A 22,663-nucleotide genomic window follows, 5' to 3' on the forward strand; every position below is an offset into this window, starting at 1 on the left:
GGCACCGTGCAGGTCGAGCGCGATGCGGGCAAGTCTGCCGCCCTGGCCGGCACCCTGGAAACCCTGGCGTTTCCGTCGAATTGGGTGCGTCAGGTGGATCGCGATGAGGCCAGCGCCCTGGCTGGCCTGCCGCTGGCCCGCGGCGGGGTGTTCTTTGCCCAGGGCATGCTGGTGCAGCCGAACCGGCTGATCGACGCGCTGCTGGCCACCCCGGGCGTGACGCTGCTCCCCGGCCAGGCGGCGCGTGTGGAGCCCAGTGGGCAGGGCTGGCGCGTGCTGGATGGGCAAGGCGCCGAATTGGTGGAGGCCCAAACGGTCATCCTGGCCAATGCGGCTGGCGCGCGCGGCGTACTGGCCGACAGCGGCCTGCTGGATCCCCTGCCGCGCGTGGCGCAGATGCATGCATTGACGGGCGAGGTAACGCTGGTGCCTGCCGCAGCGCTGTCGGGCGGCCCCCGTTGCATCGTCGGCGGGGAAGGGTATCTGCTGCCGGATGTGGGCGCAGGCTGCGTGGTGGGCAGCACGTACGTCCATGATGCGGCCGAGGCGCGGATCAGCGCAGACGGCCAGCGGGTCACGCTGGCCAAGGCGGCAGGGCTACTAAGCGGTCACTTCCCTGACTTCGACGCCCTGGTTCCGGGCAGCCTGCCCGGTTGGGCCGGCTGGCGCGCTGTGTTGCCGGGACGCTTGCCGGCAGTGGGGGAATTGCCGCATGCTCGGGGCTTGTGGCTGGCCGTGGGCTATGCCTCGCGGGGGCTGTCCTGGTCGGCATTGATGGGCGACTTGATCGCCGCCCGCCTGGCGGGCGAGCCCTCGCCGCTGGAAACCGATCTGGCCCAACTTATTTCACCGCGGTGAAAAAAAGTCAGGGCCGTGACGGGCCCCGGGGTCAGGTGGCGTAGAATTGCAGTAATTGCCAGGATTTGGCGCCAAATGGGCCGCATTGGCCTCGAAATTGGCGTTTCGGCAGCGCACGGGCGTGTAGACCGATGGGCGCTGGCCGAGGGCTTTATGCCCCTTTTTTGGATGAGATCGCCTTCCAAAAGAGGGACCGAGTTTATTTCAAAGCTCAAATCCGTCAAAATAGCGTCTTTTGATGGTTTTTGGCTTAAGCCGGGGGATGCTCTGTGCCGCCCAAGTTCGACTTTGCCCATACTACCCAGCTCGATAATGTCGAGCTGCTGACGTCCCGCCCCAGTCGTTTCGATTTCGATGCGGGCGATGGGTTGCACCTGGTAGTCGAGGCGCATGCGCCTGGTGTTTTTCGCCTGCGCTGCGGCGAGGCGAACCACCTGAATGAAGATAAGCCCAGCGCGCGTGCGCGCGCCGTGGCGGAGATGCTGCTCGCGCGCCAAGAGGCCGTGGGCGAAGCCGCCATTGCCCCTCGCGAAGGCGGGGATGGCTGGCGCATTACCCAGGGCGACGTCGCCCTGGAGATCCAATCCAACCCCGTGCGTGTGGCGCTCTACCGCAACGAGGAACGGGTGTTCGAGTCCGAGGTTTCCGCGCATACGCCCGCATTTGGGCATAACGCGCTGGACCAGGACGATGACGCGGTCTGGTCTGCGGGGTTCACCCTGCAGGCGGATGATCGCGTCTTCGGCCTGGGCGAAACCCCGGGCGACCTGAACCGCCGCGAGGAATCGGTCGTCTCCGATGACCCTGAGCACCGCGCCTTGCCATTGGCATGGAGCCCGCGCGGCTGGGGCGTCTACGTGAACACCATGCGCCGCGTCGAGCACGCGGTGGGCGTCGCGCCCGCGGAATCGGCCTACGTGCTGACCGTGGACGATGCCGTGCTGGACGTGTTCCTGTTCGCCGGCGAACCCGCGGAAATCCTGAACCAGTACACCGCGCTGACCGGCCGTGCCGGCCAGCCTGTGCTGTGGGCGATGGGCGCGTGGCTGCAACAGGCCGCGGGCGAAATGCCGACGCAGACGGTGGCCCTGGTTGCCCGCATGCGTGAAAACCAGATCCCGGTGGATGCCGTGACTCTGGCGCAGCCTGCCGCTTGGGGCTTCCAGGCGGACAAGGCCGTTTTCGAATGGGACGCCCAGCGCTTCCCGGACGCCAAGCAGATGCTGGCGCTCTTCCACAAGCACAACGTGCACGTGTCGGCCTCCGGTTTCCCCGGCGTGCTGAAGACCAGCCCGCTGTTCGAAGAACTGGAAGACCGCGGCTGGCTGCTCGCCAAGGATGACGGTTCGGCCCAGGTGTTCGACGGCAACGCCGCCACCTCCGGCCAGCCTTATGGCCTGCTGGACCTGACCTATCGCGACATCTACAACCAGTGGGTCGAGCGTCATCGCCAATTGGTCGAAGACGGCCTGGACGCGCCCGCGTGCGACGCCCAGATCGCCATCCCCGACGGCGTGACCGCTCGCAACGGCGAAACCGGCCCGGCGCTGCGCAGCATGTATCCGCTGCTGGTGCGCCGCGCGCTGTTCGACGCAGTTGCCGGCCTGAAGGTGCCGCCGGAAGGCGTGGTGCCCAGCTCCGACCTGTTCCCCGCCGCCCAGCGCTTGCCGTGGCAAGTGGGGCCGCAGGTGGAAAACAGCTGGGATGGCCTGCGTCACACCCTGCGTACCGCCTTGTCGATCGGCGCCAGCGGCGTGCCGGTGCAAGTGCATGGCATCGGTTCGGGCTCGCGCGATCGCTCGGGCATGACGTCTGAGCTGTACCTGCGCTGGCTGACGGTGGGCGTGTTCTCGGCGAACTTCTCGTTCCAGGGCGTTGAAGGCCTGATGCCTTGGGACTTCGGCGAAGAAACGCTGGCCCAGGCCAAGACGTGGATGCAGTGGCGCTACCGCCTGGTGCCTTATGTGCTGGGCGCCATCGAGGATTCGGCGCGCACCGGTCTGCCGGTGCAGCGTTCCATGGCCCTGTCGTTCCCGAACGATCCGCATGCTCATGAATGGGACCTGCAATACCTGCTGGGCCCGGCCCTGCTGGTGGCGCCGGTGACCGAACCCGGCAAGCAGGTGCGCGTGTACCTGCCCAAGGGCGAGGCCTGGTGGGACCTGAACACGGGGCACCGCTACGAAGGCGGCACCACCTGGACGATCGACTGCGAACTGGGCCAGTTCCCGGTTTTCGGCCGCGAAGGGCACATGCTCTGTCTGGGACCGGCCGCGCAGCATACGGGCGAGTTCAACTCGGCCCGCATCCTGGACGAAGTCTGGATGTTCGGCATGCCGGTCCATAACCCGGTCGTCATGCGCAACAAGATCCGCGTGATGCAGATGCAAGGCTCCAGCTACATCAAGGGGCTGGAAGGGCTGCGCATTTCGCCGTCCGAAGGCCTTGAGGTCAAGCGCCGGGGCGCGGAAGTCCGCATTTCCCGCGCTCGTTGACAGTAGCGTGGCCGGTTCGCCGGCCACCGCGACAAAAGGGCAGTCAGGAAGGCTTTCCTTCCTGACTGCCCTTTACGCCTTCTGTCCGGCACCGATTGCAGGATTCGAGATAGGCCCTGTCGGCTCGCCCTCGGGCGGTCACGGCGTTCTATATTACTTATAGTTATAGAAAATGGAAAAAACGGTCGTTCTCTTTAGAAGAGAAAAGATACAAAATCGCTTGCCATGATCCACATCGAGAACCTATCCAAGACCTATGCCACGCCGCATGGAGAATTCCAGGCGTTGCGAGGCATCAACCTGCATATTGCGCAGGGCGAGGTCTTCGGCATCATCGGTCCCAGCGGGGCCGGTAAAAGCACGCTGGTCCAGTGCATCAATTTGCTGGAACGTCCCAACCAAGGCACGATCGCCATCGGTGGGCAGCAACTGACCGGCCTGAATGAAGCGCAGCTGCGCGAGCAGCGGCGCCGCATCGGCATGGTGTTCCAGGGCTTCAACCTGCTGTCGCGCCGTACCGTCTACGGCAACGTCGCCTTGCCGCTGGAAATCGCCGGCGTTGCCAAGGCCGAGATCCCGGCCCGCGTCGAACGCCTGCTGGCGCTGGTGGGCCTGGAGCATCTGCGCGACCGCTATCCCAGCCAGATCAGCGGCGGCCAGAAGCAGCGCGTGGGCATTGCGCGCGCGCTGGCCAACAACCCGGACGTGCTGCTCAGCGATGAAGCCACGTCCGCGCTGGATCCGGAAACCACGCACAACATCCTGGCGCTGCTGCGCGACATCAACCGCAAGACCGGCGTGACCGTCGTCATGATCACGCACCAGATGGAAGTCGTGCGCGAGGTCTGCGACCGCGTCGCCGTCCTGTCGCAAGGCGAAGTGGTGGAAGTGGGCAGCACGCGTGAAGTGTTCGCGCAGCCGCGCCACGACGTCACGCGCGGCATGGTGTCGGCCGCTACCGCGTCCGACCTGACCGACGCCACGCTGGCCGCCGTGAAGGAACGCATCGCCGCGCTGGCCGCCGCCAAGCCGGGTCAGGCCGTACGCCTGCTGCGCCTGTCGTTGACCGGCACGGACGCGTCTGGATCGTTCCTGTCGGACCTGTCCAAGCAGTACTCGCTGGACGTCGGCCTGGTGCAGGCCCGCGTCGAAGACATCCAGGGCGTGGCCGTGGGCACGATGTTCGTGCTGGCCCAAGGCGCGCCCGCCGCAGTCAAGGACGCGATCGCCGCGTTGACCGCCCGTGACATCACCGTTGAAGAAATAGCTCATGAGTCCGCAACTGATCGATCTGCTTATTACGTCGCTGCTTGACACCCTGCTGATGGTGGGAGTGGCCAGCGCCATCGCGGTGGTCATCGGCATTCCGCTGGGCGTGACACTGACCGTGACCGCGCGCGGCAACATGCTGGAGAACCAGCCCGTCAACCACGTGCTGGGCGCCATCATCAACGCCACGCGCTCGGTGCCGTTCGTGATCCTGATGGTCGCGATCATCCCGTTCACCCGCCTGGTCGCGCAGACCTCCATCGGTACCACGGCCGCCATCGTGCCACTATCGGTGGCCGCCATCCCGTTCATGGCCCGCATCGCCGAGAACGCCATGCGCGAAGTGGATCCGGGGCTGATCACCGCAGCGCGCGCCATGGGCGCATCGCCGATGCAGATCATCCTGAAGGTGCTGCTGCCCGAGGCGTTGCCCGGCCTGATCGCCGCCACCATCGTCACGGTCGTCAGCCTGATCGGCTATTCGGCGATGGCCGGCGCCATCGGCGGCGGCGGCCTGGGCGACCTGGCCATCCGCTACGGGTATCAACGTTTCCAATCGGACGTCATGGCCGCGGTCGTGATCGTGCTGATCGTATTGGTCCAGGCGATCCAAAGCCTTGGCGACCGCTTCGTGCGCCGCATGTCGCATCGCTGATCGCAACGGCGCCTATTCATTCTTCTCTCTACATCCGTTATTCGGGATATCGCAACATGAGCATCAAGGTTTTGAAGTCGCTGGCCGCGTTCGCCCTGGGCGCCGCCGTTTTTGCCCAGCCCGCGCTGGCCCAGGACAAGCCGCTGAAGGTTGGCGTCACGGCCGGCCCGCACGCCCAGATCTTTGATGTGGTCAAGGCCGAAGCCGCCAAGCAGGGCCTGAATATCCAGATCATCGAATTCACCGACTACGTGCAGCCCAACGTGGCGCTGGCCTCGGGCGACCTGGACCTCAACAGCTATCAGCACCAGCCCTATCTGGACAACGCCAACGCCGACCGCGGCTACAAGCTGGTCAGCATCGCCAAGACCGTGATTTTCCCGATCGGCATCTACAGCAAGAAGATCAAGTCGCTGGCCGAACTGAAAGACGGGGCCCGCATCGCGCTGCCGAACGATCCGACCAACGGCGGCCGCGCCCTGCTGCTGCTGCAAGCCAATGGCCTGATCAAGCTGCGTCCGGAAGCCGGCCTGAAGGCAACCCCGATCGACGTCGTCGAGAACAAGAAGAAGCTGCGCTTCATCGAGCTGGACGCCGCCCAACTGCCGCGTTCGCTGGACGACACCGACGCCTCGGCCATCAACACCAACTTCGCGCTGGAAGCCGGCCTGAACCCGACCAAGGACGCCATCGCCCAGGAATCGCCGGATTCGCCGTACGCCAACGTGCTGGTCGTGCGTGAGAAGGACAAGGACCGCCCCGAGTTCGCCAAGCTGGTCAGCGTCTATCACAGCCCGGCCGTGAAGCAGTTCATCGAGACCAAGTACAAGGGCGCCGTGGTGGCCGCCTGGTAAGTCCAGCGTCATCTGCCCGGAAGAACGGCCGCCCAGCGCGGCCGTTTTTCATGGACGGCAAGCGGGTGGCCATGGCAGCTTGCCGCCAAACTTTTTGACAAGACCAAAAAAATCCGCCATAATTTCTGGCTTCGGTCGGGCTGATAGCTCAGTCGGTAGAGCAGCGGACTTTTAATCCGTTGGTCGCGAGTTCGAGTCTCGCTCAGCCCACCACCCCCCGCCTTTTTTACTGGGGCGGAAAGAGAATCAAGCACCAGCGAGTGATCGCGGTGCTTTTTTTTCGTCTGTACGATGCGAAGCGGCAGCGAGTCGGAGCAAAAACCCGGAGCAAAAAGCTGGAGCAAAACCCCGGGCCCGACCATCGCTGCCTGCGCGATAAGGGCTTGACCTTCACATCATTGGAACCTTTATCTTGGTCTGCATCTGAAGGGAAATCCCAGTTAAAGGAGCAGTGATGAGCGCCACAGCAGACAGCACCGCGATCAGTCTTCCGATCGAAGGCATGACGTGCGCCTCGTGCGTTGGCCGCGTCGAGAAAGCCCTGAAAGCCGTGCCGGGCGTCCACAAGGCCAGCGTCAACCTGGCCACCGAACGCGCCGATATCACGTTTGACGGGACGCCGAACGTCGTAGCGGCTGTCCAGGCTGTTCAGAAGGCCGGTTACGCCGTCGCCGAGAACACCATCGAGCTGTCGGTGTCCGGCATGACGTGCGCCTCGTGCGTCGGCCGGGTCGAAAAGGCCCTGAAGGCCGTGCCGGGCGTCAGCGCCGCAACCGTCAACCTGGCCACCGAGCGTGCGCAGGTGACCGCCACCGGCGGCACGTCGCCGAACGCGCTGATCCAGGCCGTGGCCAAGGCGGGGTACGAGGCAAAAGTCCTTTCCGGCGAATCCACCGATACGGATGCGGTCGCCGAGCGCCAAGCCGCCGAGCTGAAATCGCTGAAGCGCGCGCTGACGATCGCCGCAGTCTTCGCGTTGCCCGTGTTCATCATGGAAATGGGCGCGCATCTGGTTCCGGCGTTCCACCACGTCATCGCCGAAAGCATCGGCACGCAGAACAGCTGGTACATCCAGTTTGTGCTGGCGAGCATCGTCCTGTTCGGGCCCGGCCTGCGCTTCTTCCAGAAAGGCATCCCGGCGCTGCTGCGCGGCGCGCCTGACATGAATTCGCTGGTGGCGGTGGGCACGTCCGCCGCGTATGCCTATTCGGTGGTCGCGACCTTCGCGGCCGGGCTCCTGCCTGCCGGCACGGTCAATGTCTATTTCGAAGCCGCCGCGGTGATCGTGGCGCTGATCCTGCTTGGGCGCTTTCTCGAGGCCCGAGCCAAGGGCAACACTTCCGAGGCCATCAAGCGCTTGCTTGGCCTGCAGGCCAAGACGGCGCGCGTCGTCCGCGACGGCGCCACGATTGAGCTGGCCATCGAAGACGTGGTCGCGGGCGACCTGATCGAAGTGCGCCCCGGCGAACGCGTTCCCGTGGACGGCGAGGTGGTGGAAGGCAGCAGCTTCATCGACGAATCCATGATCAGCGGCGAACCCGTTCCCGTGGAGAAAAGCCCGGGCGCGGAAGTCGTCGGCGGCACGGTCAACCAGAATGGTGCGCTGACGTTCCGCGCCACCAAGGTCGGCAACGACACCGTGCTGGCGCAGATCATCCGCATGGTCGAGCAGGCGCAGGGCTCCAAGCTGCCGATCCAGGCCATGGTGGACCGCATCACGATGTGGTTCGTGCCGGCCGTTATGGCGGCGGCGGTGGTGACCTTCATCATCTGGCTCACGTTCGGGCCCGAGCCTGCGCTGACGTTCGCGCTGGTCAATGCGGTGGCCGTGCTGATCATTGCCTGCCCCTGCGCCATGGGCCTGGCCACGCCGACCTCCATCATGGTGGGCACCGGGCGCGCGGCGCAGATGGGCGTGCTATTCCGCAAGGGCGAAGCCTTGCAGTCCCTGAAGGACGCCAAGGTAGTGGCGGTGGACAAGACCGGCACGCTGACCAAGGGCCGCCCCGAACTCACGGACCTTATCGTCGCCTCCGGCTTTGAGCGGTCCGCCGTATTGGGCAAGGTGGCGACGGTGGAGGCGAAATCCGAGCACCCCATCGCACAGGCGATTGTCGACGCCGCCCGGGCGCAAGGCATTTCCCTGGGCGCCATCGAGCAATTCCAGTCGATCACCGGTTTCGGCGTCAGCGCTCGCGTGGACGGCGACCTGGTCGAGATCGGTGCCGACCGCTACATGCGGGACCTGGGCCTGGATGTCGCCACGTTCGGCCAGGACGCAGCGCGCCTTGGCGACGAAGGCAAGACGCCCCTGTATGCGGCGGTCAATGGACGACTGGCTGCCATGATCGCCGTGGCCGACCCGATCAAGGAAACGACGGCCGCCGCGATCCGGGCGCTGCACGACCTGGGCCTGAAGGTCGCCATGATCACCGGCGACAACCGGCGCACGGGCGAGGCGATTGCCCGCCAGCTGGGCATCGACGAGGTGATCGCGGAAGTGCTGCCTGACGGCAAGGTCGCTGCCGTGCAGCGCCTGAAGCAGCAGTACGGTCCCATTGCCTACGTGGGCGACGGCATCAATGATGCGCCGGCGCTGGCCGAAGCCGATGTGGGCCTGGCGATCGGCACCGGCACGGACATCGCTATCGAGGCGGCGGACGTGGTGCTGATGTCTGGCGACCTGGGTGGAGTACCCAACGCTATCGCCTTGTCCAAGGCCACCATCCGCAACATCAAACAGAACCTGTTCTGGGCGTTCGCTTACAACGTGGCCTTGATTCCCGTCGCGGCCGGCCTGCTGTACCCCGTCAACGGCAGCCTGCTGTCACCGGTGTTCGCAGCCGGCGCCATGGCATTGTCCAGCGTCTTCGTCCTGAGCAATGCGCTGCGCCTGCGCCGCTTCGTGGCTCCGTTCGCCGTCAAGGCCTGACGCCGGCCGGGCATTGAGCGCGGGGGAGGCATCCCCGCGCTTTCCTCACCTAAGACAAGGTCCGGGTGGCCGCGCCCGACAGGTCATGCAGGCTCAGCCCGCAACCGCGGGCGCGCTCGGCGAGGGATTCGCTCTGCGCCAGCGCCCGCCGGCTTTCTTCCAAAAGCACGTCCAATTGCTCCTGCAAGGTGGCGGCCATGAGCCAGGCCCTTTCCGCGAACAACTCGGCGAACTGGTCCACGCAGGGCTTGCAGATGGCGGCGCCGTTCTTATCCAGCAGCGGCACGCCTTGGGCCAGCGTGGATTGGCAAAAGGTACAGGCGAGTGCGCAGTTCATGCGTAGGGCGGCTCATCGTCGGGTTGGCGGGCGGCGCCGCAGTAAACGGCGCCTTGCCCCTAGACAACGGCCTGGCGGGCCAACTCTTAAGCCGGCGCAAATCCCTAGGACAAAGCGAGTCGGCCGAAAGGATGAACTCGCCGGTGACGCTTACGCTGCGTAGGTGGGCCGCAGGGCCACCGGGGCGGGTTCCGCCGCCATGTCGATGATGGTTTCGGCGGGTACCTTGAAGAAGGCTGCGGTGGCGGCCAGGCGCTTGGCCTGATCCTCCAGCGAGGACGCGGCCGCGGCGGCCTGCTCGACCAACGCGGCGTTTTGCTGCGTCACGTCGTCCATCTGCGTGACGGCACGGTTGATCTGGTCGATGCCGATGGACTGTTCGGTGGACGCCTCGGTGATCTCGGCCATGATCTGGGTCACGCGCTGCACCGAGGTCACGATTTCCTGCATGGTCTCGCCGGCCTCGCGCACCTGCGCGGCGCCGCTGTCTACGTTGTTGGTGGATTGCTCGATCAGGTCCTTCACTTCGCGGGCGGCTTGCGCGCTGCGTTGCGCCAGCGAACGCACCTCGCCCGCCACGACGGCGAAGCCCTTGCCCTGTTCGCCCGCACGGGCGGCCTCCACCGCGGCGTTCAGTGCCAGGATGTTGGTCTGGAAGGCAATGCCGTCGATCACCGAAACGATCTCGGCGATGCGGCGCGAGCTGTCGGAGATGCGCGTCATGGTTTGGACGACCTGGTCGACGGCCTGGCCGCCGCGCAGCGCCACGCCGCGGCTTTCGGCCGCCAGCGCGTTGGCCTGGTGGGCGTGTTCGGTGTTCTGCTTCACGGCCGTGGCCAGCTCTTCCATGCTGGCCGCGGTTTCTTCCAGGGAAGCGGCCTGTTCTTCGGTGCGCGAGGACAAGTTGGTGTTGCCCGACGAGATCTCGGCAGCGCCGGTGTTGATCTCGTTCACGCTGCGGCGCACTTCGGCGACGGTGCGGGTCAGGCTGTCCTGCATGCGCTTGAGCGCCGCGAACAGCACGCCGATCTCGTTGTGGGCGCCGACGGCCACGCGTTGGGTCAGGTCGCCCGAGGCGATGCGGTCGAAGTGCTGCGCAGCGTCTTTCAGCGGCAACAGCACCTGACGGCTGATGAAGCGCCAGCATCCGGCGGCCAGGACGACGGCCAGAACCAGCATGATGATCGTGGCCAGTTCCGCCTGGTTGTAGCGCTGATCGGACGCGTCGTTGATCTGGGCAGCGCGCCGTTCGGTGTGCGCCAGGAAGGCGACGACCCGTTCTTCGAAGCGGGTGTCGGCCGTGCGAGCCTCGGCGACGGCGGTAACGTAGTTCTCCGCGGATTGCTTTTGCAAGGCCTCGCCCAGCGCATCGATGCTGCGCACATAGGCGTTGAAAATGCCGTCCAGGTCAGCGGTCAATTTACGCGCCGCCTCCGTGACTTTGGGCACGCGTTGGAACGTGGCGTAGCGTTGGCGGGCGTTGGCCAGGAACTTGCCGGCCTGGTCCACGCTGGCTTGCGCCTGCGCGCCGCGGCCGGCCTGTACATCCAGATAGGCGGCCACCAGCGTGATGCGGGTACGCAGCAGCAGCACCTGGGTTTCGTAGAGCGGGCGCGTCTGTTCGGTGGCGACGCGGTTCAGGTCGTCGACGGCGTCGTCGGCCGCGCGGGCGAACACCCAGCCCATGCTGGTGGCGCCGGCCAGGGCCAGCACGAAAAGGACCAGGACGGCGAGCAGTCCGGTTCGGATTTTCAGGTTCTTAAGCATGCACACGGCTCCTGCATAAGGCAGCCGGCGGGGCCGGCAGCCAAGATCTAGTGGTAAACCCGTGGCAAATGTAAGTTTGAATTACATTTTTAACAATTGATCATTTTTCACTGGGACATTCTGGTTTCGGCAACGCCACGGCGGCAGCGTGCAGCCAGGAAGGCCGGGGCCGGCGGCAGGCGCGCGCGGTCAGAACAGGGGAGAAGGGTCGCTGCGGATGAAGCGCAGGAACCGTTGGGCGGCGTCCGGCAAGGGCCGGGAGACATGCGTCTGGACCTGGATCTGCCCGCCGTTGAGCAGCGCGTCGTCCATCGGGCGGCAGACCAGCCGGCCCGAATCCAGGTGCTCGGCCGCCGACAGGCGCGCGCACAGGGTCACGGCGTTTCCGGTCAGCAGATAGTTATAGACCGCCTCGGGGTGGTTGGACGTGAAGGCGGGCGACAGGGTGGTGTTGTACAGACTGGAGGCCATGTCCAGCACCCGGCGCAAGGCGCTGCCGCCTTCGGGCAGGGCAAGGGGATATGCCGACAATTGGGTCAGGACTAGCGGCGTTGTGAGCGGCGACGTCGAGAGCAGGGCGCTGTGGCCGGCCAGCGGGTGGCCGGGCCGCATCACGGCGACGATCTCGGCCGGGCGCGCGACGATCACGGCAATGTCCTTTTCGGCCGCATGGCTATAGGTGAAGCCGATGTCCGCCTGTGCCGAGCGCACGCGTTCCGTGACCAGGCCGGCATCCAGGATGGTCAGGTTAAAGCGCACGGAAGGGTGTTCGGCCTGGAAGGCGGCGAATTTGCGCGGCAGCGCCTGGGCCGCGAAGCCGTGGGCGCCGGCGACCTTCACCGTCTGGGTAAAGCGGCCGTTCTGCCCGCCGATCTCGGCATAGGTGCGCGCCGCGTCGGCTTCGACCCGGCGTGCATGATCCGCCAGGATGCGGCCCACTTCCGTCACGCGCATGCCCTTGGGGTGGCGTTCGAACAGCTGGTTCTGCAACCGTTGTTCCAGGCCGGCGATCTGTCGGCTGACCGCGGAACTGACCACGTTCAGGCGTGCGGCCGCGCCATTGACGGACCCGGTGTCGACGACGGTCAGGAAATAACGAAGCGCGGTGCTATCGAATTGGAATCGCTTCATTGATGTGAATGCCGTAAATCTCAATGTCGAGTCCAGGCGGTTGGCAGCCGCAAAAATAGCGCGCGAGGGGCAGGTGGCAGTGGGATAGCCGCCCGCCACGGCGTCTTGTGAACGCGCAGGCCAACAGGTACGGACCAGGGAAGCGATGGCGGGTTGCGCCATGGATAGGCCGACAAGCGTCATCCGGAGAGTCCGGCGCGCCAGGACGCCAGCCCCGACGTGGCGGGACGGGCGGATGTGCCAGGGGTGGAATTTATTCCAGCTCCACCTTTTGCCACAATCGCAAATTTATCAATATTGCATTCTAATTTCGGCAATCACGGCCTGCCTTGGCCTGATGCCATTGCGGGCAGGCCCCGGAAACGCAAAACGCGCCCGAAGGCGCGCTGCAATAGGTAGAAGGTGTGGAAGGCGGGGGCGGCTTAGTCCACGACGAAACCACCGGGGCCGCTATGGCCCAGCAGCTCGCGTGCGCATTGAATCGCTTCGCCAGGCGTTGCCACCGCCAGGAACGGCATGCCGAACGCGCGGGCCATTTTCTCGCCCTGCTTGCGGACCTTGTCCAGCGCATCCGTGTCGCGTTCGACCGCGATGAAAGCCCGGCAACGCGCCCTGAGCCGCGGCATGTTGGTGGTCTGCCATTCGATCATGGCCTTGCGGTCTTCGTGGCCGGCTTCCTGGCGCATGTCGGGCACGACCATGACGAAGGTCTGCGGGTTGTCCACCAGCAATTCCATTTCGCGGATCCAGCTGGTCGAATAGCCCTTGGGCGCGCCGCCGTGCTTGGCGGTGACGATGGGGAATTGGGACAGGTCGTGGAAGAAAAACTGATCGCGGTTCATTCGAATTCTCCGTGGGGGTGGGCAGGCGCGCCCGGCTTGCAGCCGCAGCCGCCGTAGAGCACCAGACTGTAGGAATTCAGCGCGAAGCCGCTGCGCTTGGCGATCTTCCTGACCAATTGCGCCATGGCGGGATCGCTGGATTCCAGGATCTGCCCGCAATGCGTGCAGACCATGTGGTCGTGGTGCCCCTTGTCGTTGAGCTCGAACACGGTGGTGTGCGCGTCGAGCTGAGTACGTTTGAGTAGGCCGGCGTCCTCAAGTTGCGTAATGACGCGATAAACCGTCGCCAGGCCGATGCTGCTGTGGTCCGAGATGAGGCTGCGGTAGACGTCTGCCGCGCTCATGTGCTGATTGTCCCGCTGATAAAAGATGTCCAGGATCTTCAGCCGGGGGAAGGTGGCTTTGATGCCGGCGTCGCGCAGCCGCGTGGTATCCATGTGGTTTCTCCGTTCGGGGGGCTGATGCCCGACTGATGAGAATGATGTACATTTTCAACTGAACCCGCTAACGGGAACCCGTCAACCTGTAGCTCAAACCTGCCAACCATGCTTCATGTGGCTATCGCCGACCCGCTTCCCGATGTGCTGCTGACTCCGTTCAGCGTGCAGGGGCGACGCGAGTCCAAAGGCATTGCCGTGCCCTCGCATGTCCATGCCGAGGGCATGCTGGTGCTGGTGCACGAGGGGCTGGTGGTAGTGCAGGCCGGGGCCGAGGTCTGGACGGTGATGCCGGGCAGCCTGGGCTGGATTCCGCCTGGCACGCCGCATGGCGCGCGCTGGTTCGGCGATGCGCGCGGTTCGTTCCTGTATGTGCGGCGCGACGTGTGCGACCGCTTGCCGGCGCACTGCCGTTCCTGGCCGTCGTCCAAGCTGATCGAAGCCCTGATCGACCGCTTTACCAGCAACCAGGACGGCGGGGTGTCGGGCGCCTACCAGGCGCAGTTGTTCGAGGTGCTGCTGCAAGAGCTCAAGCACCGCGAACACGCGCCCCAATTGCTGCCCATGCCGGTTGACGCCCGCCTGCAGGACCTGGCCAATACCTTGCTGGATACGCCGGACGACACCGCCGGCATCGATGAATGGGCGCAGCGGCTGAACATGTCTTCACGCACGCTGATGCGCCGCTTCCGTCAGGAAACCGGCGTGACGCTGGGGCAATGGCGGCAGCAGGCCCGGTTGCTGCGTGCGCTGGAAATGCTGAGCCGCGGCGGGTCGGTGACCGAAGCCGCGCTGTCGGTCGGCTACGAAAGCACCAGCGCGTTCATCGGCAGCTTTCGCAGCGCCTTCGGCATGACGCCGACGCGCTACCTGGCGGACCGCTGACCGCGCGGGGCCGCGGCCTTCCGCCTTTACGCATCTTCACGTTTCTCCGACATTTTTGCGGATCTTCATTCGCGCCCTGTCCCTAGTATGGCGTCACGGGTGGGCGGCTGCGTTCGTCCACCCATGATGCTTTTGGGGTGAGAAATGAATGACCTTTCGAGGCCGCATCGCACCGGTGCGCTGCTTATCCATGGGTTGGGCGGTACGGAATTCGATATGGGCGCGCTGCACAAGGTGCTGGCGCGCGCGGGCGTGGAAACGCACGGCGTGACGTTGCCCGGCCACGCCGGACAGCCCGAAGACCTGCTGGATGTGCGGGTAGAGGACTGGATGGCCGTGGTGACCCAGCGCTACCGCGAGCTTTGCAGCCAATACGAGGTGGTGCACGTGATCGGCATGTGCCTGGGGGCGCTGCTGGCCGTGGAATTGTGCAAGCGGGAATCGCACACGCGTGGCGCGCTGGTGGTGCTGTCGGCCCCCGTGTTCCTGGATGGCTGGAGCACGCCCTGGTATCGCGGCCTGCGGTATCTGCTGTACCACGTGCCGGGCGTGCCGCGCCGTATCCGGGTGCAGGAAGAAGACCCCTACGGCGTGAAAAGCGAGCTGGTGCGCGCGTTCATCAAGGCGGGCTTCGCGCGCGGCGACGGCTTTCATTACCAGTGGGTGCCGTTGGCCTGCGTACGGCAGGTGGACCGCCTGCGCGGCATGGTCCAGCAAGGGCTTGAGCATCTGGATTGCCCGACCCTGATCATGCATGCGGAAGAAGACGAGCTGACCAGTCCGCGGTCCGCCCGCTTCCTGGGTTCCCGCATCCCTGGCGCCACGGTGGTAATGCTGCAAGACAGCTATCACATGATCTGCGTCGACCACGAGCGTGACCGCGTCATGCGCGACGTGCTGGCCTTCCTGGGCAGGGACCCCGACCTGGTGCGGGTGCGCAAGCGGCCGGCGGCCGCCGATGCGGGAGTGCCGGCTCAGGCCGCGGCGGGCTGGTCCGGCAGCAGCGGACCTTGCGGGTCGTTCTCCGCATCCGGCCGGGGTGGCACCGGCGGCAAGCCCAGCCCCATGCGCAGACGCTGGCAATCGGGGTTGGGCGAGCCGTCCGGCATCCAGATGTCGAATTCGCGGCACGGGGTGGGGCGGTTTTCGTAGATGGCGCAGTGGATGCCCGGCTGGCCGAGTTCGCCGCGCAACGAGATGCAGCGGCCGCCGCCCATTTCGGTGCCCTTCATACAGGCGCGCAGCGGGCTCATCTGGGTGACCAGTTCCACGGGAACGTGGCCGCCGTTTTCACCTGCCAGTTCGCCGCAATAGAACGACACCCTGAAGTGGGAGCAACAGGCTCCGCAATCGAGGCAAGGGTTGGCGTCCGGCTTGTCACCGGCCAGCACGGCGGGTGAAACGAACGTCAGGACAGCGGTCTCTAGCAGGGACATGGGGGGTGCGCGCGGACACGGCTGGCGCGGGATCTGGGGCGCAAATAGTAGCGGGATTCGGACTGCGGCCGCTACGACTTTTTTCGGGGACGTTGCTGCGGTAGCATCGGTGGCCTGATTGCCGCCTGGAGCGATGCCTTGAACGCTAAAACCGAATATCCCGACGGCCTGGCCCGCTGCGGCTGGGTGGATACGTCCGCCGAATACATGGCCTATCACGACAACGAATGGGGCCGCCCGCAAGGCGATGACCGCGCCTTGTTCGAACAGCTTTGCCTGGAAGGTTTCCAGTCGGGCCTCAGTTGGCGCACCATCCTGAACAAGCGCCCGGCATTCCGGCGCGGCTTCGCGGATTTCGATCCGGCCAAGATGGCGCGCTTCGGTGAAAAGCAGGTAGCCGCCTTGCTGGCCGACGCCGGCATCGTGCGGCATCGCGGCAAGATCGAAGCGGTGATCAACAACGCGGCACGCGCGTTGGAAATGATCGAAAAGGAGGGCTCGCTTGCGGCGTTCTTCTGGCGCTTCGAAGCGCCGGCCGGCGCGCCGTCCACCTTGGGCGCTTCAACCTCCGAGCAATCCGTGGCCTTGTCCAAGGCGCTGAAGAAGCTGGGCTGGAAGTTCGTGGGGCCCACCACCGTCTACGCGTTCATGCAGTCGGTGGGCATGGTGAACGATCACAGCCCCGGTTGCCATTGCCACGCGCTCAGCGAAAAAGCGCGCAGGGAATTCAGGCGGCCGGCGGTCCGGCGGCCGGCCTAGCGGCGGGCGCGGCGGCTTGCTCGGGCACGTGGCCCGGCAGGCTGTAGCGGCCTTCGCGGTAGGCCCAGCTGGGCCACAGCGCGTGCGCCAGCGCCTCTGTCGCCAGCGCCGGGTCCAGCGCCACCGGCGCGTAGTCTTCCGGCGCGGTATAGCGGTACTGCACGGGCGTCTTGTTGGGCGCCAGTACCAGCAGATCGTTTTCCTTCAGATAACCGTAAGTGCTGTCGTACTGCATGATGGCGCGCCCCGGCGTGCTGCGCGTCAGGTCGTGGCCGATCATCGGGTGCTCGGTGTCCACGCCGATGAGCGACAGCAAGGTGGGCGGCAGGTCGATCTGGCTGATCAGGCGGTCGTCGCGGCGCGCTTCGATACCAGCGCCCAGGATCACGGCCGGGATATGGAAGTGGCGCACGGGCACCAGGCTGGCGCCGAACACGCGGGAGTCGTGGTCGGCTGCCACCAGGAAGACGGTGTTTTCCCAATAAGGCGACGCCTTGGCGCGTTCGAAGAAGCGGCCCAGCGCCCAGTCGGCGTAGCGCACGGTGTTTTCGACGGTGGCCGGGTTGCCTTCGGTCTGGATCCGGCCGGCGGGGTATTCCCACGGCGAATGGTTCGACACGCTGAAGGCCAGCGTGAAGGTGGGCTGGTCGGCGTCTTCACGCAGCAAGCGATCCAGCTGGTTGAACATGTCTTCGTCCGACGCGCCCCAGGTGCCCACGAAGGCCGGGTCCACGAAGTCGGCGCGGTCAACGATCTGCTTGAAGCCATTGCCCAGGAAAAAGCCCTTCATGTTGTCGAAGTGCGATTCGCCGCCATAGATGAAACGCGAATGGTAGCCGTGGCGGCCCAGCAGATCGGCCAGCGAGAAGAAGCCGCGTTGCGAGCGGGGCAGTTTCAGCACGGCTTGCGCGGGGGTGGGCAGAAAACCCGTGACTACCGCTTCCAGCCCGCGCACCGAGCGGGTGCCGGTGGCGTAGGCGCGCGTGAAGGCCCACGATTCCCGCGCCAGCGCGTCCAGCTCCGGCGTGAGGTCGGCGCCGCCCAAGCCCGCGCTGTACTGCGCGCCCAGGCTTTCTTCCAGGATGATCACCAGGTTGAGCGGACGCGGCGTCTTGCGCGTGGCGGGCTGGCGATGCAGGCTGGGGTAGTCGGGGTTGGAAGGCGGGTTGGGCAGTTGGGCCTGCGCCAGCACCAGGTCGTGCATCTTGGCGTCGTCCATGCCGCCGTATACGTCCGATGCCGACTTCTCGTTCTTCATGCTGTAGATGGCGTAGAACACGTTGTAAAGCGAGTTCAGGGCCAGCGTGTTGAGCATGCCATCTGAGCAGTAGGCGACCGAGGACGGGTTGATAGGCCGGTGGCCCAGCGTGCCGCGGATGGCCAGGATGACGATGGCCAGGATGGCCACGCTGGCAAGCGGCATCTGCCACCAGGTCAATTGCGCATCGGGCTGGGCATGGCCGAACAGCCCGAACGCGCCCCAGCCGATCACCGCCAGACCGCCCAGGCCGCCCAGCAGCGCCAGCTTGTAGCCGCGCCAAAGCATGCCGGAGACTTCGCGCGGATGCTTCAGGTATTCCACGAACAGCCGGTTGGGCCGCGAGTCGTATTCCAGGATGAAAGGGGGCGAGGCGACTTCCAGGAAGGCCAGCAAGATGAACGCGACCAGATACCAGTAGCCGGCGATGGTCGCGGCGATGGGGAAGTGCCCCAGCAGGGGCGACAGCACGGCAGGCAGCGCGGCCAACACGGCGATCTGGTGCGCGTCGATGCGCAGGCCGCCCAGCAGCAGCGGGAACAGGCCGCCAGCGTTACGCACGCGCTGCCATTGCCAGGCGGCCAGCGCCAGGCGGCTGAGCGTCAGCAGCGCAAACGCCGCCACCACGAAAATCAAGGTTGAATGCCGCATTGGGCCTCCAGGTTGTTCTGCTATCCGACCCGTTGGGGCGGAATCAATCGTCCGCGCATTGGAGCAGGGCGCGCGTCGAAAATTCAGTGAGGTACTGCCTTCCGGTCACTTTCCGGGGGTCACAGCCATTTCGTTTTGTAACTGCTTGGCGCCAGGCCGGGAACACGGCGTGCTGCGCAAACCCGCAGGCGGCGATGTGTCGCCGTGCGGCGAAGGCCGGCCGGTCGTTTCGCGGGCGGAAAGATCCGCACACATTATGGGGCCGGTTGGCTTAACCCTTGCGGTGCGCCGCGATACCCTTACCGGTAACAGAGGGCTGGCGGTCGAAGGCCGGCCACAACGCCAAGGATAATAACCATGACGCGCACAAGAAAAATAGCGATCGGGATTGTAGGGGGTCTGGCCCTCGTCGTGCTGGTGTTGGGAGTGGTGATCGCCACTTTCGACTGGAACCGGGCCAAACCCATGATCAACGAGCGCGCCAGCGCCGCCATCGGCCGACCTTTCGCCATCAATGGCGACCTGAGCGTCAAATGGGAGCGCGAGCCCGACGAAGGCGGCTGGCGAGCCTGGGTGCCGTGGCCGCACATCATCGCCAACGATATCTCGGTGGGCAACGCGCCGTGGGCGAAAGCGCCTTACTTCGCCAAGCTCAAGCGCGGCGAGTTCAGCCTGGCGCCGCTGCCCCTCTTGCGCCAGCGGGTGGTCATTCGCCGGATCCAGCTGACCGAGCCCGCCGCCGACCTGGAGCGGCTGGCCGATGGCCGCGCCAACTGGGTCTTTACCTTGCCCGAGACCGGCGAGCCCTCGCCGTGGGTGCTGGACATCAACGAAATCGGATTCGACAAGGGCCGGGTGGGGCTGGTCGACGAGGTCCTCAAGGCCGACTTGACCGTGCTGGTGGACCCGCTGGGCAAACCCGTGCCCTTCGCGGATGTGGCCGGCTCCGCCTTCGTGCCCGCGGACGGTGCGGCGCCCGCACCGCGAGATTACGTGTTCGGCTGGAAGGTGGACGGCAAGTTCAAGGGGCTGGCCACCAAGGGTGAAGGCAAGGTGGGCGGGATGCTGGCCTTGCAGGATGCCAAGCAGCCGTTCCCGGTGCAGGCGGATGTGGCGATCGGGGGTACCAAGGCGTCGGTGACGGGGACGTTGACCGATCCGGCCAACCTGGGCGCGCTCGACCTGCGGCTGAAACTGTCCGGCGCCTCGATGGCGCAGCTGTATCCGCTGACGGGAGTGACCTTGCCCGATACGCCGCCTTACTCCACCGATGGGCACCTGGTCGCCAAGCTGAACAACCCCGGCGGCGCCGTGTTCGACTACAAGGATTTCAACGGCAAGGTGGGCAACAGCGACCTGCATGGCGACATCACCTTCGCCTTGGGGGTGCCGCGGCCGAAGCTCACCGGCAAGCTCTCGTCGAAGCAGTTGCGCATGGTCGACCTGGGGCCGCTGATCGGGGTGCCCGCCGGCGGCACGGCGGCGGCGCCCGCCGACCGCGCCAAGGATGCGCCCGCCAAGCCCAAGGGCGGCAAGGTGCTGCCGACGCAGGCTTTCCGTACTGACCGCTGGCGCGACATGGATGCCGACGTCTCGCTGGACGCGGGGCGCATCGTGCATGACAGCAAGCTGCCGCTGTCGGACCTGACGGTGCACGTGGTGCTGCAAGACGGCAAGCTGACGCTGGACCCGTTCCGTTTTGGCATTGCCGGTGGCAACATCAACGGCACCATCAAGCTGGACGGTGCCAACGAAGCTTTGACCGGGCGCGTCGATCTGCAGGCGCGCCGTCTGCGCTTGAAGCAATTGTTCCCCGCGACGGAAGCCATGCAGAAGACGCTGGGCGAATTGAACGGCGATCTGGCGATCAGCGGCACCGGCAATTCGGTGGCGGCGTTGCTGGGCTCGGCGACGGGCGACGTGAAGATGCTGGTCAACGACGGCGTCATCAGCCGCAGCCTGATGGAGATCGCGGGCTTGAATGTGGGCAACTACGTCATGTCCAAGCTGTTCGGCGACGACGAGGTGAAGATCAATTGCGGCGCCGCCGACCTTGCCATGAAGAATGGCGTGATGACGCCGCGGGTGTTCGTGTTCGATACCGAGAACGCGCTGATCAGCATCACCGGCACCGCCGATTTCAAGAACGAAACCATGGACATGGACATCACGCCGGACAGCAAGGGTTTCCGCATCTTCTCGCTGCGTTCGCCGCTGTACGTGCGCGGCACCTTTGGCTCGCCGGACGTGGGCGTGCATGTGCTGCCGCTGGCCGCGCGCGGCGCAGGCATGGTGGCATTGGGGGTGCTGTTGACGCCGGCGGCCGGTTTGCTGGCGCTGATTGCGCCCAGCACCACCGACGAGAACGCCTGCGGCCCACTGCTGGAACAGATGCGCAAACCGCCCAAGGCGCCGGCGCCTGCCGCGCCGAAGGGGAAGTAGCCGCACGCCGGGCGCGGGCGTCTGGAGGGTCAACCCGGCAGGTTAGCCCCGCAGCTCAGCCCGGCGACACGCGTCGCGAGCCGTCGCGCGCGTCGTCGTCGGCGACGCACACGGTGTTGCGGCCATGGTTCTTGGCGTAGTACAGCGCCTGGTCCGCGCGTTGCAAGACGGCGTCCAGCGTGGCGCCGTGATCGGGGTAGCGCGCCACGCCCACCGATGCGGTGATGGGCGAACTGATGGCGCCCGGCGCGGGCTGCGCCGCCAGCCGCTGGCGCAGGCGTTCGGCTGCCGAGACGGCTGCGGCCAGCGATGCGCCGGGCATCAGGATGACGAATTCTTCCCCGCCTGAGCGCGCCAGCGTGTCGCCGCTGCGCGAGCCTTCGCTCATCTGCGTGGCCAGGGCCTGCAGCGCGCGGTCGCCGGCCGTGTGGCCATAGCGGTCGTTGATGCCCTTGAAGTGGTCCACGTCCAGGACCATCAGCGCCACCGGAGATTCGTCGGCTTGCAGCATCGCCAGCGCCTCGTCCAGGCCGCGTCGGTTCAGCAGGCCCGTCAGCGTGTCGGTCGTGGTTTCGCGGCGCAGGTCGCGGATCTTGTGGTGAATCGACGCTAACCCCATCAGCAGCGCGCGCTTGAGCTGCGCCGCCTCGAAATACCAGGACCGCACATTGTGGATGCGGGACGCCGCATCCGGATCCTGCATGTGCCGTGCGATGCCCGCCAGTTCGCCCAGCGGGCGCGCGATCCAGCGCGACAGCAGCCAGATCAAGATCACCGACAGCAACAGCAGCGGCAGGGCATTGCGGGCGGTGGCCATGAGCAGGTCGCTCAAGGGTTGCAGGGTGCTGTCCACCGGACGCTGCGCAATGATGCTCCAACCGGTGCTGGGCACTGGCGCATAGCCCGCCAGCATGTCGCGGCCCTGGCTGTCCGTGAAGCGCCGTTCTCCGGTTTCGCCGCGCCGGGCCGCGGCGAAGGCTTCGTCGTCGGGCGCCTTGTGCCCCAGCCGGCTGCGGTCGGGGTGAAAGATCAGCGTGCCATTGCGGTCCACCACATACAGGAAGGAATCGTCGCGGTAGAAATGCTGGCCCAGCAGGCGATCCAGCACATTGTCTTCATGCAGGTACAGCGTGCCCGCGATATAGCCAAGATAGCGATAGTCGTGGGAGAAGATGGGATACGAGTACAGGATCAGCCAACGGCCGGTGCTGGTCTGGTAGGGCTCGCTGATGATCGGCTGCTTGGTTCGGATGGCGGTCTTGGAGGCGTCGCTCGTCAACTGCTGGCCCAGCAATTCCGGATAAGCGGAGGACACGGCAATCACCTTGCCCTGCGGCGACACCACCACGCTGGAATTGAAGTGTCCCAGCTGTTCCTGCTGGCGCCGCGTCTCTTCGGCCATCAGCGCGGGCCGGGTTTCCATGTCGGCCAGCACGTCGGCGCTGTAGGCCAGATACCGTCTTACGTCGTTCAGGAAGGTATCGGTGGTCGAGGCTAGTTTGGAGGCATAGACGCGATTGACCTCCAGCGCGTTGTGCAGCAACAGATCGCGCTGCACCAGATAACTGGCGTGCAGGCCGCCGGCCAGCACCAGAATGACCGACAGCAGGCTGATCCACAGGATCAGGCGCCGAAGGTCGATGCGGAACATGGCC

General features: G+C 65.7%; 17 protein-coding genes, 1 tRNA gene and 1 pseudogene. 11 read left to right on the plus strand and 8 right to left on the minus strand.

All coding sequences use genetic code 11. The features are described from left to right. From AC27VE_RS26050 to AC27VE_RS26080, 7 genes are all read left to right on the plus strand, one after another. On the plus strand, positions 1-858 hold an 858-nt coding region (locus AC27VE_RS26050), incomplete at its 5' end, for an FAD-dependent oxidoreductase (protein WP_488705393.1). Positions 859-1,127: 269 nt separating this feature from the next. Then, positions 1,128-3,353 (plus strand): glycoside hydrolase family 31 protein, encoded by a 2,226-nt coding sequence (locus AC27VE_RS26055; RefSeq protein WP_427959093.1) that lies wholly within the window; start codon positions 1,128-1,130, stop codon positions 3,351-3,353. A 225-nt stretch (positions 3,354-3,578) separates the two neighbouring features. Next, positions 3,579-4,667, plus strand: coding sequence for a methionine ABC transporter ATP-binding protein (locus AC27VE_RS26060; RefSeq protein WP_088587637.1), 1,089 nt, complete (start codon positions 3,579-3,581; stop codon positions 4,665-4,667). Next, positions 4,624-5,277, plus strand: coding sequence for a methionine ABC transporter permease (locus AC27VE_RS26065; protein ID WP_006226291.1), 654 nt, complete (start codon positions 4,624-4,626; stop codon positions 5,275-5,277). The genes AC27VE_RS26060 and AC27VE_RS26065 overlap by 44 nt, the downstream gene beginning before the upstream one ends. 56 nt (positions 5,278-5,333) lie before the next feature. Beyond that, positions 5,334-6,131, plus strand: a complete 798-nt coding sequence (locus tag AC27VE_RS26070) for a MetQ/NlpA family ABC transporter substrate-binding protein (protein ID WP_088587638.1) — start codon at positions 5,334-5,336, stop codon at positions 6,129-6,131. 137 nt (positions 6,132-6,268) lie between these two features. Beyond that, positions 6,269-6,344: transfer RNA gene (locus AC27VE_RS26075), tRNA-Lys, on the plus strand. A 241-nt stretch (positions 6,345-6,585) separates the two neighbouring features. Continuing rightward, positions 6,586-9,063 carry a heavy metal translocating P-type ATPase gene (locus tag AC27VE_RS26080; protein ID WP_488705394.1) on the plus strand — a complete coding sequence of 826 codons (2,478 nt, stop codon included), beginning with the start codon at positions 6,586-6,588 and terminating at the stop codon, positions 9,061-9,063. A 49-nt stretch (positions 9,064-9,112) separates the two neighbouring features. Here the strand turns inward: AC27VE_RS26080 and AC27VE_RS26085 are convergent, their stop codons facing one another. From AC27VE_RS26085 to AC27VE_RS26105, 5 genes are all read right to left on the minus strand, one after another. Then, entirely contained in the window at positions 9,113-9,400 is a 288-nt protein-coding gene (locus tag AC27VE_RS26085; RefSeq protein ID WP_006226294.1) for a ClpX C4-type zinc finger protein, read from the minus strand. Between the two features lie 150 nt (positions 9,401-9,550). Further along, positions 9,551-11,167 (minus strand): methyl-accepting chemotaxis protein, encoded by a 1,617-nt coding sequence (locus tag AC27VE_RS26090; RefSeq protein WP_488705395.1) that lies wholly within the window; start codon positions 11,165-11,167, stop codon positions 9,551-9,553. Between the two features lie 189 nt (positions 11,168-11,356). After that, positions 11,357-12,298 (minus strand): LysR family transcriptional regulator, encoded by a 942-nt coding sequence (locus AC27VE_RS26095; protein ID WP_488705396.1) that lies wholly within the window; start codon positions 12,296-12,298, stop codon positions 11,357-11,359. 422 nt (positions 12,299-12,720) lie between these two features. After that, on the minus strand, positions 12,721-13,140 hold the full coding sequence (locus AC27VE_RS26100) for a hypothetical protein (RefSeq protein ID WP_006226297.1): 420 nt from the start codon (positions 13,138-13,140) through the stop codon (positions 12,721-12,723). Next, the gene (locus AC27VE_RS26105) at positions 13,137-13,577 is read right to left on the minus strand and encodes a transcriptional repressor (protein ID WP_488705397.1); all 441 of its coding nucleotides are present in this window, start codon (positions 13,575-13,577) and stop codon (positions 13,137-13,139) included. Before AC27VE_RS26105 ends, AC27VE_RS26100 begins: the two co-directional genes overlap by 4 nt. Positions 13,578-13,685: 108 nt before the next feature. Here AC27VE_RS26105 and AC27VE_RS26110 point away from each other — a divergent pair, with 108 nt between their 5' ends. After that, positions 13,686-14,462: a helix-turn-helix transcriptional regulator gene (locus tag AC27VE_RS26110; protein WP_088587644.1), complete on the plus strand. Its 777-nt coding sequence runs from the start codon at positions 13,686-13,688 to the stop codon at positions 14,460-14,462. 144 nt (positions 14,463-14,606) lie between these two features. After that, positions 14,607-15,320 (plus strand): annotated as a pseudogene (locus AC27VE_RS26115) (alpha/beta hydrolase); the annotation flags it as partial. Positions 15,321-15,436: 116 nt separating this feature from the next. Here the strand turns inward: AC27VE_RS26115 and AC27VE_RS26120 are convergent. Beyond that, a complete protein-coding gene (locus tag AC27VE_RS26120) occupies positions 15,437-15,898 on the minus strand; it encodes a YkgJ family cysteine cluster protein (RefSeq protein ID WP_088587645.1) in 462 nt (153 codons plus the stop codon). 138 nt (positions 15,899-16,036) lie between these two features. On the opposite strand from AC27VE_RS26120, the gene AC27VE_RS26125 reads away from it, so the two are divergent. Beyond that, on the plus strand, positions 16,037-16,657 hold the full coding sequence (locus AC27VE_RS26125; protein WP_488705398.1) for a DNA-3-methyladenine glycosylase I: 621 nt from the start codon (positions 16,037-16,039) through the stop codon (positions 16,655-16,657). Here the strand turns inward: AC27VE_RS26125 and AC27VE_RS26130 are convergent. Then, positions 16,626-18,566: an LTA synthase family protein gene (locus AC27VE_RS26130; RefSeq protein ID WP_488705399.1), complete on the minus strand. Its 1,941-nt coding sequence runs from the start codon at positions 18,564-18,566 to the stop codon at positions 16,626-16,628. The genes AC27VE_RS26125 and AC27VE_RS26130 overlap by 32 nt on opposite strands. 357 nt (positions 18,567-18,923) lie before the next feature. Between AC27VE_RS26130 and AC27VE_RS26135 the strand changes: the two genes are divergently transcribed. After that, positions 18,924-21,008, plus strand: coding sequence for an AsmA family protein (locus AC27VE_RS26135; RefSeq protein ID WP_488705400.1), 2,085 nt, complete (start codon positions 18,924-18,926; stop codon positions 21,006-21,008). A 55-nt stretch (positions 21,009-21,063) separates the two neighbouring features. Here AC27VE_RS26135 and AC27VE_RS26140 read toward each other — a convergent pair whose 3' ends face one another. Further along, entirely contained in the window at positions 21,064-22,659 is a 1,596-nt protein-coding gene (locus tag AC27VE_RS26140) for a sensor domain-containing diguanylate cyclase (RefSeq protein ID WP_488705401.1), read from the minus strand. Between the last annotated feature and the right edge of the window lie 4 nt (positions 22,660-22,663).

The sequence above is a fragment of the Achromobacter sp. 18P8.1.1 genome (assembly GCF_057799415.1).

Bases quoted from the DNA above. Each gene is read 5' to 3' on its own strand.
- AC27VE_RS26060 (WP_088587637.1), top strand. From the start codon at position 3,579: ATGATCCACATCGAGAACCTATCCAAGACCTATGCCACGCCGCATGGA.
- AC27VE_RS26065 (WP_006226291.1), top strand. From the start codon at position 4,624: ATGAGTCCGCAACTGATCGATCTGCTTATTACGTCGCTGCTTGACACC.
- AC27VE_RS26070 (WP_088587638.1), top strand. From the start codon at position 5,334: ATGAGCATCAAGGTTTTGAAGTCGCTGGCCGCGTTCGCCCTGGGCGCC.
- AC27VE_RS26080 (WP_488705394.1), top strand. From the start codon at position 6,586: ATGAGCGCCACAGCAGACAGCACCGCGATCAGTCTTCCGATCGAAGGC.
- AC27VE_RS26085 (WP_006226294.1), bottom strand. From the start codon at position 9,400: ATGAACTGCGCACTCGCCTGTACCTTTTGCCAATCCACGCTGGCCCAA.
- AC27VE_RS26090 (WP_488705395.1), bottom strand. From the start codon at position 11,167: ATGCTTAAGAACCTGAAAATCCGAACCGGACTGCTCGCCGTCCTGGTC.
- AC27VE_RS26095 (WP_488705396.1), bottom strand. From the start codon at position 12,298: ATGAAGCGATTCCAATTCGATAGCACCGCGCTTCGTTATTTCCTGACC.
- AC27VE_RS26100 (WP_006226297.1), bottom strand. From the start codon at position 13,140: ATGAACCGCGATCAGTTTTTCTTCCACGACCTGTCCCAATTCCCCATC.
- AC27VE_RS26105 (WP_488705397.1), bottom strand. From the start codon at position 13,577: ATGGATACCACGCGGCTGCGCGACGCCGGCATCAAAGCCACCTTCCCC.
- AC27VE_RS26110 (WP_088587644.1), top strand. From the start codon at position 13,686: ATGCTTCATGTGGCTATCGCCGACCCGCTTCCCGATGTGCTGCTGACT.
- AC27VE_RS26120 (WP_088587645.1), bottom strand. From the start codon at position 15,898: ATGTCCCTGCTAGAGACCGCTGTCCTGACGTTCGTTTCACCCGCCGTG.
- AC27VE_RS26130 (WP_488705399.1), bottom strand. From the start codon at position 18,566: ATGCGGCATTCAACCTTGATTTTCGTGGTGGCGGCGTTTGCGCTGCTG.
- AC27VE_RS26135 (WP_488705400.1), top strand. From the start codon at position 18,924: ATGACGCGCACAAGAAAAATAGCGATCGGGATTGTAGGGGGTCTGGCC.
- AC27VE_RS26140 (WP_488705401.1), bottom strand. From the start codon at position 22,659: ATGTTCCGCATCGACCTTCGGCGCCTGATCCTGTGGATCAGCCTGCTG.